14 protein-coding genes and 1 pseudogene are annotated in these 13285 nt (G+C 66.3%); 7 read left to right on the top strand and 8 right to left on the bottom strand.

The window, feature by feature from the left end; genetic code table 11:
- Window positions 1-856: helix-turn-helix domain-containing GNAT family N-acetyltransferase (locus JK358_RS18430; RefSeq protein WP_201948897.1), on the bottom strand; the 856-nt coding region annotated here is incomplete at its 3' end.
- Between the two features lie 100 nt (window positions 857-956).
- Here JK358_RS18430 and JK358_RS18425 point away from each other — a divergent pair.
- The 4 genes from JK358_RS18425 to arsM are packed head-to-tail and all read left to right on the top strand — an operon-like array spanning window position 957 to window position 5441.
- On the top strand, window positions 957-2312 hold the full coding sequence (locus JK358_RS18425; protein WP_201948896.1) for an NAD(P)-binding protein: 1356 nt from the start codon (window positions 957-959) through the stop codon (window positions 2310-2312).
- Between the two features lie 6 nt (window positions 2313-2318).
- Entirely contained in the window at window positions 2319-3554 is a 1236-nt protein-coding gene (locus tag JK358_RS18420; protein WP_201948895.1) for an MFS transporter, read from the top strand.
- The gene (locus tag JK358_RS18415; protein ID WP_201948894.1) at window positions 3551-4645 is read left to right on the top strand and encodes a flavin-containing monooxygenase; all 1095 of its coding nucleotides are present in this window, start codon (window positions 3551-3553) and stop codon (window positions 4643-4645) included. Before JK358_RS18420 ends, JK358_RS18415 begins: the two co-directional genes overlap by 4 nt.
- Window positions 4635-5441: an arsenite methyltransferase gene (gene arsM / locus JK358_RS18410; protein ID WP_201948893.1), complete on the top strand. Its 807-nt coding sequence runs from the start codon at window positions 4635-4637 to the stop codon at window positions 5439-5441. Before JK358_RS18415 ends, arsM begins: the two co-directional genes overlap by 11 nt.
- A 36-nt stretch (window positions 5442-5477) precedes the next feature.
- Here the strand turns inward: arsM and JK358_RS39315 are convergent, their stop codons facing one another.
- Window positions 5478-5870: an arsenate-mycothiol transferase ArsC gene (locus JK358_RS39315; RefSeq protein WP_372440686.1), complete on the bottom strand. Its 393-nt coding sequence runs from the start codon at window positions 5868-5870 to the stop codon at window positions 5478-5480.
- Between the two features lie 45 nt (window positions 5871-5915).
- Window positions 5916-6890: pseudogene (gene trxB / locus JK358_RS18405) on the bottom strand (thioredoxin-disulfide reductase); the annotation flags it as partial.
- 66 nt (window positions 6891-6956) lie between these two features.
- On the opposite strand from trxB, the gene JK358_RS18400 reads away from it, so the two are divergent.
- From JK358_RS18400 to JK358_RS18390, 3 genes are read left to right on the top strand one after another with little or no spacing between them, the layout of a single operon-like run.
- Entirely contained in the window at window positions 6957-7655 is a 699-nt protein-coding gene (locus tag JK358_RS18400; RefSeq protein WP_201948891.1) for an arsenate reductase/protein-tyrosine-phosphatase family protein, read from the top strand.
- A gap of 36 nt (window positions 7656-7691) precedes the next feature.
- Window positions 7692-8366 carry an arsenate reductase ArsC gene (locus JK358_RS18395; RefSeq protein ID WP_201948890.1) on the top strand — a complete coding sequence of 225 codons (675 nt, stop codon included), beginning with the start codon at window positions 7692-7694 and terminating at the stop codon, window positions 8364-8366.
- Window positions 8367-8414: 48 nt separating this feature from the next.
- Window positions 8415-9251 carry a sulfite exporter TauE/SafE family protein gene (locus JK358_RS18390; protein ID WP_307817604.1) on the top strand — a complete coding sequence of 279 codons (837 nt, stop codon included), beginning with the start codon at window positions 8415-8417 and terminating at the stop codon, window positions 9249-9251.
- A 14-nt stretch (window positions 9252-9265) separates the two neighbouring features.
- On the opposite strand, the gene arsA is transcribed toward JK358_RS18390, so the two are convergent.
- Genes arsA through JK358_RS18365 form a run of 5 tightly spaced genes read right to left on the bottom strand, consistent with a single transcriptional unit; the run spans window position 9266 to window position 12956 of the window.
- Window positions 9266-11056 carry an arsenical pump-driving ATPase gene (gene arsA / locus JK358_RS18385; RefSeq protein ID WP_201948889.1) on the bottom strand — a complete coding sequence of 597 codons (1791 nt, stop codon included), beginning with the start codon at window positions 11054-11056 and terminating at the stop codon, window positions 9266-9268.
- On the bottom strand, window positions 11056-11448 hold the full coding sequence (arsD, locus tag JK358_RS18380) for an arsenite efflux transporter metallochaperone ArsD (protein ID WP_201948888.1): 393 nt from the start codon (window positions 11446-11448) through the stop codon (window positions 11056-11058). The genes arsA and arsD overlap by 1 nt, the downstream gene beginning before the upstream one ends.
- 15 nt (window positions 11449-11463) lie before the next feature.
- The gene (locus JK358_RS18375) at window positions 11464-11874 is read right to left on the bottom strand and encodes an arsenate reductase ArsC (protein ID WP_201948887.1); all 411 of its coding nucleotides are present in this window, start codon (window positions 11872-11874) and stop codon (window positions 11464-11466) included.
- A gap of 15 nt (window positions 11875-11889) precedes the next feature.
- Window positions 11890-12630 (bottom strand): MIP/aquaporin family protein, encoded by a 741-nt coding sequence (locus tag JK358_RS18370; RefSeq protein ID WP_201948886.1) that lies wholly within the window; start codon window positions 12628-12630, stop codon window positions 11890-11892.
- Window positions 12627-12956, bottom strand: a complete 330-nt coding sequence (locus tag JK358_RS18365) for an ArsR/SmtB family transcription factor (RefSeq protein WP_201948885.1) — start codon at window positions 12954-12956, stop codon at window positions 12627-12629. Before JK358_RS18365 ends, JK358_RS18370 begins: the two co-directional genes overlap by 4 nt.
- Window positions 12957-13285 lie beyond the last annotated feature (329 nt).

Genomic DNA, 13285 nt, shown 5'->3' with positions numbered 1-13285 from the left:
AAGCGGCACTGCGCCGTTCGAGGAATACGGTGTCGCGCCACTGCCCGTCGAGTTGGGCGATTCGTTCGCGGACGCCGATCGTGCGGAAACCCGAGGAATGGTGCAGTGCGATGCTGGCGCGGTTCTCGGGAAAGATCGAGGTCTGCAGAGTCCAGAGGCCAGCCTGATCGGCGGCGATGACCTGGGTGCGAATCAGCGCTTTGCCGACCCCACGACCTCGCTTGCCCTCGGCGACGTAGATCGAGGTTTCCGCGACGCCGGCGTAGCAGTCTCGAGTCGAGGCAGGCGAGAGGGTGGCCCATCCGACGACCTCGCCGTCGATCTCGGCGACCCATCGATGCTCAGGCAGCCACTGGGTGTCGAGGTCCCCGCGAGCCGGGACCTCGGTGGCGAAAGTGGCGTTGCGCGTAGCGATTCCCTCGCCGTAGATGCGCAACACCGCGTCCCAATCGGCGTTGGTCAGGGCGCGCACGGAGACGTCGGAGGGGATGTCACTGGGGCAGCACGGTTGCGGTGGAAGCACGCCCATCACTGCGTCGGCAGCGTGCGGCAGGCCGGTGCAGCAGGCGGGGTTGACGGTGACGACGGTGCTGGTGCGGTCCTTGTGCAGGTTCACGAAGCCCACTTCTGCGAGCTTGCGCACGTGGTGGGACACCGTCGGCTGGCCGACGCCGAGGGCTTCGGCGAGCTCGCCCACGGTGATACCGGCAGGCCGGGTCGCGACGTGGTGCAGCAGGCGGACTCGGGTGGGGTCGGCGAGGCAGGAGAACCAGCTGGCATAGGTGGTCGCCTCCGCGATCGGGAGGGTGTCCACGCGGTGGTTGGTGCGCACGACCGGCATATCCAGCGACGTCATGCCCTCCACTATATCGATATGGATCGATGGTTGCTTTCATCGACATTGGTCGATAGAGTTCGAGTCAATCAATCGATGAGCATCGATGAAAGGATTTCCGATGAACGAGCTGCCAGTTGTCGTGGTGGGAGCCGGGCCGGTCGGCCTCGCCGCGGCGGCCGAATTGCGTGAACGAGGACTGACTCCACTGGTCTTCGAGCGCGGCGATAGCGCCGGCGCGGCGGTCTCGGAGTGGAATCACGTGCGCACGTTCTCCCGCTGGGGCGAGCTGGTCGCACCCGCCGCACGCCGCTTACTGGACGGCACCGGATGGGTTGCCCCGCAGGAGGATTCGTACCCGACCGGTCAGGAGTGGGCCGGAGACTATCTGATGCCACTGGCCAAGGCCCTCGGCGATGACGTCGTCCGTCTCGGCGTCGAGGTCGTGGGCGTGGCCCGGCGCGGCCGGGACCGAGTAGTCGATGCCGGACGTGACAGCGAGCCGCTGTCGGTGCGAGTGCGCCACGCCGACGGCCGTGAGGAGCGAGTGTTCGCCCGCGCGGTGATCGACGCCTCGGGCACCTGGGGTGGGCCGAACCCGGTCGGTGGCGATGGACTGCCCGCACTCGGGGAAACCGCTGCCGCCGAGGCGATCTCGTACCGAGTACCGGATCTGGACAACCAGACCGTCCGTGCCCGCTACGCCGGGAAGCGCACCGTGATCGCGGGCAGCGGACATTCGGCGTTGGCCGCCATCGTGGCGCTCGCGGCGGTGGCGAAGTCCGAGCCGGGCACCCGGATCACCTGGGTGCTGCGCCGCGGGGAGGTCGGCAACACCTTCGGTGGCGGTAAGGACGATCAGCTGCCCGCGCGTGGCGCGTTGGGCCTGCGGGCCAAGCAGGCTCTCGACGACGGCCTGCTCGAGGTGGTGACCGGTTTCCGTACCGCCGCAGTCGAATCCGAGGCCGATGGTCGTGTGGCGCTGGTGTCGGAGGCCGGTGCACGCATCGAGGGTGTGGATCAGGTGGTGGCCCTGACCGGGTTCCGTCCCGAGTTGTCGTGGCTGTCGGAGATCCGGCTGAACCTCGATCCCGTACTGCAGGCCCCGGTCGAGCTCGCACCGTTGATCGACCCGAACGTGCACTCCTGCGGAACCGTGTATCCGCATGGGGTGACCGAACTTTCGCATCCCGAGCCCGGCTTCTACCTGGTGGGTATGAAGAGCTACGGTCGTGCGCCGACGTTCCTGGCGCTCACAGGGTACGAGCAGGTACGCAGCATCGCCGCCGAACTCGCCGGTGACCACGAATCGGCGACCCGGGTCGAGCTGACCCTGCCCGACACCGGTGTCTGCGGCGGCGCGGGCGTATTCGACGAGCCCAACACCGTCGCCGCCGAGACACCCGGCGGTGGTGGCTGCTGCGGCGGTCCAGCGCCGGAACTGATTTCGCTCGGTTCGGTGCGCGGCAGCAACTGATCTCCGATGTTCGACCTCGCAACCCCGGCGCAGACCGGCCCGCTTCCCCGGGCGGGCCTGCGCCGGGTCCTGGCGGTGCTGTGCCTGACCGAGATCACCAGCTGGGGCATCCTGTTCTACGCATTCCCCGTGCTGGCGGTCTCCATCTCCCATGACACCGGCTGGTCGCTGCCGACCATTACCGCCGCCTTCTCTCTCGGCCAGCTCGCCGCCGCGCTGACCGGAATCCCGGTCGGGCGCATCTTGGATCGCATCGGTCCGCGCATCGTCATGACGCTCGGCTCCGCGCTCGCGGTGGTCTCGGTCTTGGTGGTGGCCCTCGCACCAAACCTGCCGGTGTTCTTCGCCGGATGGATTCTGGCGGGCGCGGCCATGGGAGCAACGCTCTACCCGCCGGCCTTCGCGGCACTGACCCGCTGGTGGGGCGACGAGCGACTCAAAGCGCTCATGATCCTCACCCTCGCCGCGGGGCTGGCAAGCACTGTCTTCGCGCCGCTGACCGCCGCTCTCGACGCGCACGGCGATTGGCGCACAACGTATCTGGTTCTTGCTGTGGTGCTGGCCGTGGTCACCATTCCGGCGCACTGGTTCGGATTGCACGGTGCGTGGCCGCATCCGCCCGCACCGCTGCATGACGCGTTCGCCGACCACGCCGCCATCGTTCGCAGCCGCGCGTTCGTGATGTTGGTGATCACCTTGTGTCTCGGCGCGTTCACGACAGCGGCGGGTGTGTTCAATCTCGTTCCACTGCTTCAGGAACAGGGATTCTCACCCACGATGGCCGCGCTCGCGCTCGGGCTGGGCGGGGCCGGACAGGTCCTGGGCCGCATCGGCTACCTGCCGCTGGCCGCGCGCAGCACCGCCATCACTCGGACCCTCGCGATCCTGGCCTCGACTGCGGTGGCAACTGCGCTGCTGGGAGTCGTCACCGGTATGGCGGCATTGGTAGCGGTCTCGATCGGCGCCGGACTCGTACGCGGCGTCTTCACCCTCATCCAAGCCACCGCAATCACCGACCGCTGGGGCGCAACACATTACGGACGACTCAACGGCCTGCTGTCCGCACCCGTGGTGATCGTCATGGCGCTCGCCCCGTGGGCGGGCACCCTGCTGTCGGCCTGGACCGGCAGCTACGCCCACGCCTACCTCATTCTCGCGGGCGTCGCCCTCATCGCGGTCGGCACCGGCATCGCCACGGGCGTATCGGTCGGAACCCGCTCAGATCTCAAGGATGCTCCATGACAAGCCAATACGATGCTCTCGTGGTCGGGGGTGGCCAGTCCGGCCTCGCCGCGGCCTACCACCTTCGACGACGAGGGTTGACCGTCGCACTGCTGGAGGCCGGACCGGAGCCCGTCGGCTCCTGGCCGCGCTATTACGACAGTCTCGCCTTGTTCTCGCCCGCCAAATACAGTGCCCTGCCCGGTCTTCCGTTTCCAGGAGACCCCAACCGCTACCCCCATCGCGACGAAGTCGTCGCCTATCTGCGCAGCGCGGCTCAATCCCTGGACGCCGATATCCGCACCGGCGAGCGCGTTGAGGACATCGGACACGACGGACACTGGTTCACCGCTCACAGCGCGACCGGATCCACCTTCATCGCACCACGCGTGGTGGCGGCGACCGGAAGCTTCCGGTCTCCGCACGTACCCGCCCTGCCTGGCCAGGACAGCTTCACCGGAAAGATCCTGCACGCCAGCGAGTACCGCTCCCCCACAGACTTCGAGGGACAGCGGATCATCGTGGTCGGTGCGGGGAACTCAGCGGTCCAGATCGCGGTCGAGCTTGCTGAACACGCCTCCGTCACGATGGCCAGCCGCTCACCAGTGAAGTTCATGTCCCAGCGTCCCCTCGGCCGCGATGTGCACTTCTGGTTCACGGTGACCGGCTTCGACTTCCTTCCGGTCGGGCCGCTCTTGCGCAACCCGCCCACAGAGCCGGTCCTCGACCCGGGCCGCTACCGGGCCGCGCTCGCTACCGGAAAACCGGCTGCTCGACCGATGTTCACCACTCTCGATGGCGACAGCGTGATCTGGGCCGACGACACCCGCACTCCCGCTGACGCGATCATCCTCGCCACCGGCTACCGCCCACATCTGCCCTACCTCGCCGGAATCGGCGCACTCACCGACACCGGCGCACCACGGCATCGCAAGGGCGTATCCACCACCCACGCCGGTCTCGGCTACCTGGGCCTGGAATGGCAACGCACCCCGTCATCGAACACCCTGCGCGGCGTCGGCACCGACGCCGCCCACCTGGCCCGCCGTCTACACAACCTCGGACCCATCCCTACCCGCCATCACAAGAAGGAGAAATCAAATGACAACTGAGGAGACTCGCGAGCAGGTCCGCGCTCACTACGCCGCCGCCGCGCGGTCGGTCATCGCCCAGTCCTCGAACGACCCAGCGGCGGAACAGACTGCAAGTTGTTGCGCACCGACCGACAGTGCCGAATCCTGCTGTTCGGGCCCGATCGAGCTCAGCGACAACGTATTCGGAGCCAGCCTGTACGGGGTGGACGACCGCGAGCAACTGCCCGCTGACGCGGTGCTCGCAAGCCTCGGCTGCGGGAACCCGGTCATGGTCGCGGACCTGCGTGCCGGTGACACCGTCCTGGACCTCGGTTCCGGCGGCGGTATCGACGTCCTGCTGTCCGCGCGCCGAGTCGGGCCGACCGGCAAGGCGTACGGCCTGGACATGACCGAGGAAATGCTCGCGCTCGCGATTGCCAACGCACGAAAGGCCGAGGTCACCAATATCGAATTCCTCAAAGGCACTATCGAATCCGTGCCGCTGCCAGCGGACACGATCGACGTGATCATCTCCAACTGCGTCATCAACCTGTCGACCGACAAAGCCGCCGTGTTCGCCGAATCGCTGCGCGTGCTGCGCCCCGGCGGGCGCTTCGGTGTCAGCGACGTCGTCGCCGATGACACTCTCACGCCCGACCAGCGCGCCGAGCGCGGCGGCTACGTGGCCTGCATTGCCGGTGCCCTGTCGTTCAGCGAATACCGCGAGGGCCTCACGACGGCGGGTTTCACCGACGTCGAGATCACGACCACGCACGACATCGGAGAAGGGCTGCACGGCGCGATCATCCGTGCCACCAAACCGGCTGATGGATAGTCGCTTCGGGTCCTTGTACCCGTTGAGGAGGTGAAGCTATCCCTTCAACTGTTCTGCGAGTGAGCGAACGCGGGTAGCGATGTCGTCGCGGACGAGGCGCATGCGTTCGATGCCCTCGATCCCCCGCTCCGATGGTTCGTCGGTGTCCCAGTTCTCGAACCGTGTCCCGGGCACCGGGTCGAGATGGGCTTCACGACCGAGGGTGACCACCACGTCGACGGCTTCCACCAGTTGCGGGTCAACAGGTTTCGGGCTCTCGACGGAGATGTCCACACCGAGCTCGCGCAGTGATTCGACAGACAGGGCGTTGAGACTGATGCCGGGGCTGGTCCCCGCGGAGTACACATCGAGGTGTTCTCCGGCAACGAGGCGCATCAGGCCGGCGGCCATCTGAGACTTACCGCCGTTCTTGACACAGACGAACAGCACCGAGGGACGCTTGGCCTCACGGCTCGGCTGCGATCCTGTGACCGCGACCGGTTCACCGGCGGCTGGGAGCGTGTTGGCGGCGATGTCGCCACACTGTGCGAGCCACCGTTCGGCGTCGATCGCGGCGGAGCAGCCGGTGCCAGCGGCGGTAATCGCCTGCCGGTAGTTGTGGTCCACAAGATCCCCGACAGCGAAGACACCCTCCAACGAGGTCGCCGTAGTCGGCGAGTTCACCCGCACGTACCCCGACTCGTCGAGATCGACTTGGCCCCTGACCAACTCGCTGCGCGGGTCATGCCCGATGGCGACGAAGACACCGGTCACCGCCAGCGTGGACTCTTGCCCGGTCGTCACGTCACGAACGACGAGCCCGCTCACACTCTGGTCACCGACTACCTCGACCGGTTCGGTGCTGGTCAGGAATCGGATCTTGGGATTGGCTCTGGCGCGTTCGAGCATGATGCGGGACGAGCGGAACTCTTCGCGTCGGTGCACCACGGTGACGCTGCGGGCGAAGCGCGTCAAGAAGGTCGCTTCCTCCATCGCCGAGTCACCGCCGCCGACCACGACGATGTCCTGGTCGCGGAAGAAGAATCCATCGCACGTAGCGCAGGCGCTCACCCCGCGCCCCAGCAACCGGTCCTCGCCCGGGATGCCCAGATAGCGCGCCGCCGCGCCCATCGCCAGGACGACGGCGTGGGCGTAGTACGCGGTGTCTCCGACCATGACCTTCTTGATCGCCCCGGTCAGGTCGAGCTCTGTCACATCCTCGGTACGGATGTCGGTGCCGAACCGCTTGGCTTGCTCGCGCATCTGCTCCATCAGGTCCGGTCCCATGATGCCGTCGCGGAAGCCGGGGAAGTTCTCCACCTCCGTGGTGGTCATCAGCGCACCACCGAACTGGGTGCCTTCGAACAGCACCGGCGCGAGTTCGGCTCGGGCCGCGTAGATCCCGGCGGTGTACCCGGCGGGTCCGGAGCCGACGATGATCAGGTCGTGAACCACGGCCGGGGGTGTCATACGAATCTTCTTTCAGGTTGTACTAACGCTTGACACCCACCGTATTGCTCAATGACCATTGAGTCAATGAGTACTGAGCAATTGTGGTCAGTGGAGCGGCGTGTCGAAGTGCACGCCGCGCTGGCCGATGCGACCCGCTTGCGCATCGTGGATGCCCTCACGGTCGGCGACATGTCGTCCTCGGAGCTGTGTGCGCTGTTGTCGATCCCGACGAATCTCCTGGCCCATCACCTCAAGGTGCTCGAGCGGGTCGGGCTGGTGGAACGCGGCCGGTCCGAAGGTGATCGGCGGCGAAGCTATCTACGACTGGTGCCGGGGTTCGAGGCGAAGTTGCTGCCGCACAACAGGTATGCGGCTACCCGGGTGGTGTTCGTGTGCAGCCGGAACACCGCTCGTTCCCAGCTCGCGGCAGCCGCTTGGGCTCAGCTCAGCGCTGTTCCGGTGATCTCGGCCGGTACCCACCCGGCTGAGCAGGTGCATCCAGGCGCTGTGGCAACGGCTCGACGGCACCGGATTCCCATGCGGCCTCGACGTCCGCAGGGCATCGATGGGCTGCTGCGGACCGGCGATCTGGTCATCGCCGTGTGCGACAACGCGCACGAGGAACTTCCCATCGATATCGAACGGCTGCACTGGTCGATCCCGGATCCGGTTGCCACCGGAACCAACGAAGCGTTCGACAAGGCACTAACCCTGATCACCGGCCGAATCGAGCGCGTCGCGGCCACCGTAGAACCTGTCGCGGGCAGCGACCCGCACAGCTGAGTACCGTCTCCACCCTCACCGAAAGCCGGAGCTGTCATGCCCGAATCACCGCTCACCACAGTGGATTACCAACGACGCGACCTGTCCATCGACCAGAAGCTGGCCCTCAAGACCGCAGCGACCCGGCTGCAAACGGAGTTCTCCACCGCCTTCGGCGTGGAGACCATCGAACGGTTCCTGCACTCCTCCTACGACAAGTTCGCCGGCCGGGCAACGATTCCCAATTTCCTGCCGCTGCTGGCCGAGCGCTTCGCGCGTCAGCGGCTGCGCGCCCTGGCCCGGGCGGAAGGCAAGATCACCGACGGCAAGCCCACCGTGCTGTTCCTGTGCACCCACAACGCGGGCCGCTCCCAAATGGCATTGGGCTGGTTCACCCAGCTCGCCGGGGACAACGCGGTCGCCTGGTCCGGCGGCTCCGAACCCGGCAACGAGATCAACCCCGCCGCCATCACCGTCATGGCCGAAGTCGGCATCGACATCTCGAGCGAATTCCCCAAACCCTGGACCGAGGAGATTGTCCGCGCCGCCGACGTCATCATCACCATGGGCTGCGGCGACGCCTGCCCGGTGTATCCCGGCCGCCGCTACGAGGAATGGGTCCTCGACGATCCCGCCGGTTCCGACGTCGCCGCCGTTCGCGTCATCCGCGACACGATCGAGGCACGCGTCCGCCATCTGCTCACCGAGCTCGAGGTTCCGATCGCAGGCTGACGACTCAGCCTCGATGGGCCGTTTCGGTGAAAAGTAGTGTTCCTGGTTGTGGGTGAAGCTCTTCAGGACACGGCACCATCGATCCTCGAATCGGCAGTTCGACGGCGAGCGTCGCTGCTCTACGTATTCAGCGCCGGAGCGCTGATCGGTGTACTGGGCGGACTGATCGGACTCGGCGGCGCGGAGTTCCGGCTCCCGCTGCTGATCAGCCTCTTCGGATTCGCCGCCCTGCACGCGGTCATCCTCAACAAGGCCATGAGCCTGATTGTGGTCGCCACCGCGCTGCCCGCACGCCTGTTCGCCCTGCCATATGCGGAGGTCGCCGCGCACTGGAGCATCGCGGTGAACCTGTTGGCGGGCAGCCTGATCGGAGCCTGGCTAGGAGCTGGCTGGGCCACCCGCATGCACTCACGCACCCTCTACCGTGTACTGGCAGTCCTGCTGGTCGGCATCGCGGCTGCGCTGGCCGCGACCCACCTCACCGAGGTCGGGCACCTCGACCTCGCGCCATCGGTGCGCGTGGTCGCCGCAATAGTGGCCGGAGTGGGTATCGGTGTCGTGGCCGCGCTGATGGGCGTAGCAGGCGGCGAACTGCTGATCCCGACCATCGTGCTGCTGTTCGGTGCCGACATCAAACTTGCCGGGAGCCTGTCACTGATGGTTTCGCTGCCCACCATGCTGGTCGCCTTCGCTCGATACAGTCGGGACCAGAGCTTTCAGATCCTCAGCTCGAATACGCGATTCGTTGCGATTATGGCGGTCGGCTCTATCACCGGAACCGTCCTCGGTGGTTTGTTGCTCGGAGTGATCCCCAGCGCCGCACTCATCCCGGCATTGACTGTCTTACTACTGATCTCGGCACTGAAGGTCTGGCGGCACCGGTAGCGCGCACACCGTCGTCACGGGCATGCGTTCGTCGCGACGGACGGTGCGGGTGTACCGGTCAGAGCCGCCAGTGCGGGAACTCCCACTGGACTGATGGCCCGCGCAGGCACAACGGCGAAGCGGGTGGCGAACTCCGATGCCACCCTCTGGATTTCGACGGTCTCACGCTGGGCTCGCTGTCGCAGCAGCGGCGATTCGGTACCAGCTGCGGCGACGGAGTTGTTGACCACCCACGCCCACGGAGTGATGTCTGCCCGCGCCAGGTCGGCTTGTAGCTCGGCAGCTTCGAGGACGGGGGTCGTCTCCGCGAGCGTGACCAGGACGACCTTGGTCTCGTCGGGATCCTGCAAACGCATCAACGGTGTTGTGAAGGAGCGGGTTTCGCCCATCTGGCGGGCGACCTCACGGTGATACGAGCCGGTCGCGTCGAGCAGCAACAGGGTGTGGCCGGTGGGCGCGGTATCGACGACGACGAATCGGCGCCGGGACTGGTGCACGATACGGGAGAAGGCTTGGAAGACAGCGACTTCCTCGATACACGGTGATTGCAGATCTTCCGCGAGCACGGCACGCCCCTGGGCATCGAGGGTCGCGCCCTTGGTGGCGAGGACGCGCTCACGATAGGCCGCGGTGGCCTCGGCCGGGTTTATGCGGGAGACCTCGAGGTTGCCCAGCGCCTCGGAGATGGCGGCATCGACGTGGGCGGCGGGATCGGTCGTTGTCAGGTGCACATCGTGGCCGCGGGCCGCGAGGGCCACGGCCAGCGCCTCGGCGACGGTGGTCTTACCGACCCCGCCCTTGCCCATACACAGGATCAGGCCGTGGCCCTGGACTTCGAGGTCGTCCACCAACGCGGCCAGAGGTGCGTCCGGGACATCCAGCGCCGGGGCGTCGCTGATCCCGGTCTCGGGGTAACCAATGAACAGACGGTCGAGCGCGGGAAGTCCGACGATGTCGACGGGCGCGAGTTCGAGCCGGTCACAGGGCAACTCGGCCAATGCGGCAGGCAGCGCGGCAAGGGCCGCCTGTTCGCGTCGGTATATCGCTTCCGCCAGCGGATCGGCGTCGCCCGGGTCGGGCAGCAACGCGTTGAGGACGATATAGCCGCCCTTGATTCCGGTCGCCGCGAGCTCGATTGCGGTGCGGTCGAGTTCGGCCAGCGTCGATGCCTGGGCGCGAGCGACCAGCACCAGACGGCTGCGGGCCGGGTCCTGCAACGCCGCCACAGCTGCGGCGTAGTCGGTGCGCTGTTTTTCCAGCCCCGACAGTGGCCCCAGACAGCTGGCGTCACCCTTGCCGTTGTTCAGGAAATCGGTCCACTCGCCCGGCAGTTGCAGCAGCCTGATGGTGTGCCCGGTCGGGGCGGTGTCGAATACGACGTGATCGAACTGGGCTGCGGCATTGTCGGCCAGCAAACCGGTGAATTCGTTGAAGGAAGCGATCTCGGTAGTGCACGAGCCGGACAGCTGCTCGGTGATGGATTCGATTTCCTTGGCGGGCAGCAGGTTCCGGACCGGGCCTATGATCCGCTCCCGGTAGGCGTGTGCGGTCTGTTCGGGATCGATCTCCAACAGCGACAACCCGGGGACAGCAGGTACCTCGGTGACGGTCGCGCCGACGGTCAACCCGAAGACGTGTCCGAGGTTCGATGCCGGGTCGGTGCTGACCAACAGCACCCGACGGCCCGAGCGCACGAGCGCGAGCGCCGACGCACAGGCCACAGACGTCTTGCCCACGCCTCCCTTGCCGGTGAACAGCAGGAAACGTGGTGGATCAGCGAGGAATCCCGGTGCCGCCGCAACCATCAGCAGCAGCCACTTTCGGGCTCGCAGGCCGCGCTTGCCGACAGATCGAGCAGCCGGGCTCCGCTAGGCGGTGTGACCGGTGCGGGTTCCTCCACTCCGGCCCAGCGCGCCAGCTGCGCGCGAGTCGGATACCGGCCCGTCAGCACCGTGACGCCGTTGACCAACACCAGCGGCAGCCCGTCGGATCCGGCCAACTCCAGAAACTGTCGCACCGCGTCATTGGTGGCGAAGGCCATCGGATCGCCCGCGAGGTTGTGCCGGGTCACCGCACCACCCGCACCCGACACCCAATCCAGGTCAGCGGAGAACTCCACCAACGACTGGTCGAGGTCAGGCCCGCAGACGCCGGTATTGCAGCACAGGGCAGGTTCGAAGATTTCGACAGTGCTCACGAGCGATCCCATTTCTCAGTTGCGGGCGGGCAGCAGTTCGGCGATCAGATCCTCGATCCGCGTACGGATCTCGTCGCGGATCGGCCGCACGGACTCGACGCCCTTGCCTGCCGGGTCCTCCAGCTTCCAGTCCCGGTAGTCCACGCCCGGGAAGTACGGGCATGCATCTCCACATCCCATGGTGATGACGACCGTGGAGGCTTCCACTGCATCCGGGGTGAGGATCTTGGGCGACTGGTTGGTGATGTCGATGCCGAGCTCGGCCATGGCCTCGACGGCCGCCGGGTTGAGACTGTCGCCCGGCGCGCTGCCGGCCGAACGGACCTCGATCTCCTCACCTGCCAAATGGGCGAGGAAGCCCTGAGCCATTTGAGAACGTCCAGCGTTGTGCACGCATACGAAGAGCACGCTGGGCTTGGAAGCCATGGGTGAGAGGTCCTTTCAGGAGGAAGCGGGAAGCTGTTCGGCCGACTCGTGCGGCACGGTCACGTTGTCGGCAGTTGCGGCGCTGCCGGGGTACAGCCAGGTGATAGCCGCCAATCCCAGTGCCGCTCCGAGGATCTGCGCGGCGATATACCCGAGCACCGAGCCGGGCGCGATACCGGCGAAGGTATCGGAGAAGATTCGTCCGATGGTCACCGCGGGGTTCGCGAACGAAGTCGAACTCGTGAACCAGTACGCCGCACCGATATACGCGCCCACCGTCGCAGCCGACAACGCGGCGCGACCACTCCGCGCCAGCGCGAAGATCACCGCAATCAGCCCTGCGGTCGCTACCACCTCGCCGAGCAGGTGCCCGCTCGTGATGCGATCATGCGTCGAGATCTGGAATACGCTCAGATCGAACATGGCATTGGCCAGCACTGAGCCCACCACACCACCGGCCACCTGCGCCGGGATATAGCTGACGAGCTCGGTGGCACTGAGGCCGGTGCCCTGGCGACGACCGAGCAGCCAGTCCGCCGCCGACACCACCGGATTGAAGTGCGCGCCCGAGACCGGGCCGAACACCAGGATCAGCACCGCCAGGCCGAAGACCGTCGCCGTCGAGTTCTCGAGCAACTGCAATCCGACATTCCCAGGCGACAGTTGCTGTGCGGCGATGCCGGAACCGACGACCACCGCGACCAGCAGAGCGGTGCCGAGGAACTCGGCCACCAACTTGCGCGCAAGACCGTTCATCGCCCGACCGCCTCAGACTCAGACTCAGACTCAGGAGCGTCGAGCAGCTGCGAAAGCTGCTGCAAGGCAGCTGGTTCGACCCGGTAGTACACCCACGACGCCCGGCGCTCGCTGCTCAACAGACCCGCTTCACGTAACACCTTCAGATGATGCGAAATGGTGGGCTGGCTGACGTCGAACCCACTCGACAGGTCGCATACGCACGCTTCCTGCCCGACGTGGCTGGCAACCATGCTGAGCAACCGCAAACGGATCGGATCCGCGAGCGCTTTGAACATGACCGACATCCGCGCTGCAGCTTCGACCGTCAACGGCTCCCGCGTCATGGACGTGACCTCGCACGACGGTTCGGAGACCGCAACGATCGGCAGACCTGACTTAGACACTCGTCGATATTGACACCTATTGAATTCAAAGGCAAGCGAACAACCAGTAAGCCTGGCCGCACTCGCACCGCCGGCGAGAGCGTCGGGCAACTCCCCGATCCATCCACACCACGGATGCCCAACCGTGACCGACAGAGGAGGGGATAAACAGCACCTTTGCCACCAGTTACAGAGTGCCCAGGTTCAAGCAACCGTTCGTGTACGAGGCGCTTGACCCAACGAACGCAACGGAGGGTCCATATCCAGCCGCAACGGCAACCAGCCGATCC

The organism is Nocardia acididurans (assembly GCF_016741815.1).
In the GTDB taxonomy this organism is placed as follows: domain Bacteria; phylum Actinomycetota; class Actinomycetes; order Mycobacteriales; family Mycobacteriaceae; genus Nocardia; species Nocardia acididurans.
Note: the sequence above shows the minus strand (reverse complement) of the source record. Positions and strands in the feature narration are given on the sequence as shown.

Bases quoted from the DNA above. Each gene is read 5' to 3' on its own strand.
- JK358_RS18425 (WP_201948896.1), top strand. From the start codon at position 957: ATGAACGAGCTGCCAGTTGTCGTGGTGGGAGCCGGGCCGGTCGGCCTC.
- JK358_RS18420 (WP_201948895.1), top strand. From the start codon at position 2,319: ATGTTCGACCTCGCAACCCCGGCGCAGACCGGCCCGCTTCCCCGGGCG.
- JK358_RS18415 (WP_201948894.1), top strand. From the start codon at position 3,551: ATGACAAGCCAATACGATGCTCTCGTGGTCGGGGGTGGCCAGTCCGGC.
- arsM (WP_201948893.1), top strand. From the start codon at position 4,635: ATGACAACTGAGGAGACTCGCGAGCAGGTCCGCGCTCACTACGCCGCC.
- JK358_RS18400 (WP_201948891.1), top strand. From the start codon at position 6,957: ATGAGTACTGAGCAATTGTGGTCAGTGGAGCGGCGTGTCGAAGTGCAC.
- JK358_RS18395 (WP_201948890.1), top strand. From the start codon at position 7,692: ATGCCCGAATCACCGCTCACCACAGTGGATTACCAACGACGCGACCTG.
- arsA (WP_201948889.1), bottom strand. From the start codon at position 11,056: ATGGTTGCGGCGGCACCGGGATTCCTCGCTGATCCACCACGTTTCCTG.
- JK358_RS18375 (WP_201948887.1), bottom strand. From the start codon at position 11,874: ATGGCTTCCAAGCCCAGCGTGCTCTTCGTATGCGTGCACAACGCTGGA.
- JK358_RS18370 (WP_201948886.1), bottom strand. From the start codon at position 12,630: ATGAACGGTCTTGCGCGCAAGTTGGTGGCCGAGTTCCTCGGCACCGCT.
- JK358_RS18365 (WP_201948885.1), bottom strand. From the start codon at position 12,956: ATGACGCGGGAGCCGTTGACGGTCGAAGCTGCAGCGCGGATGTCGGTC.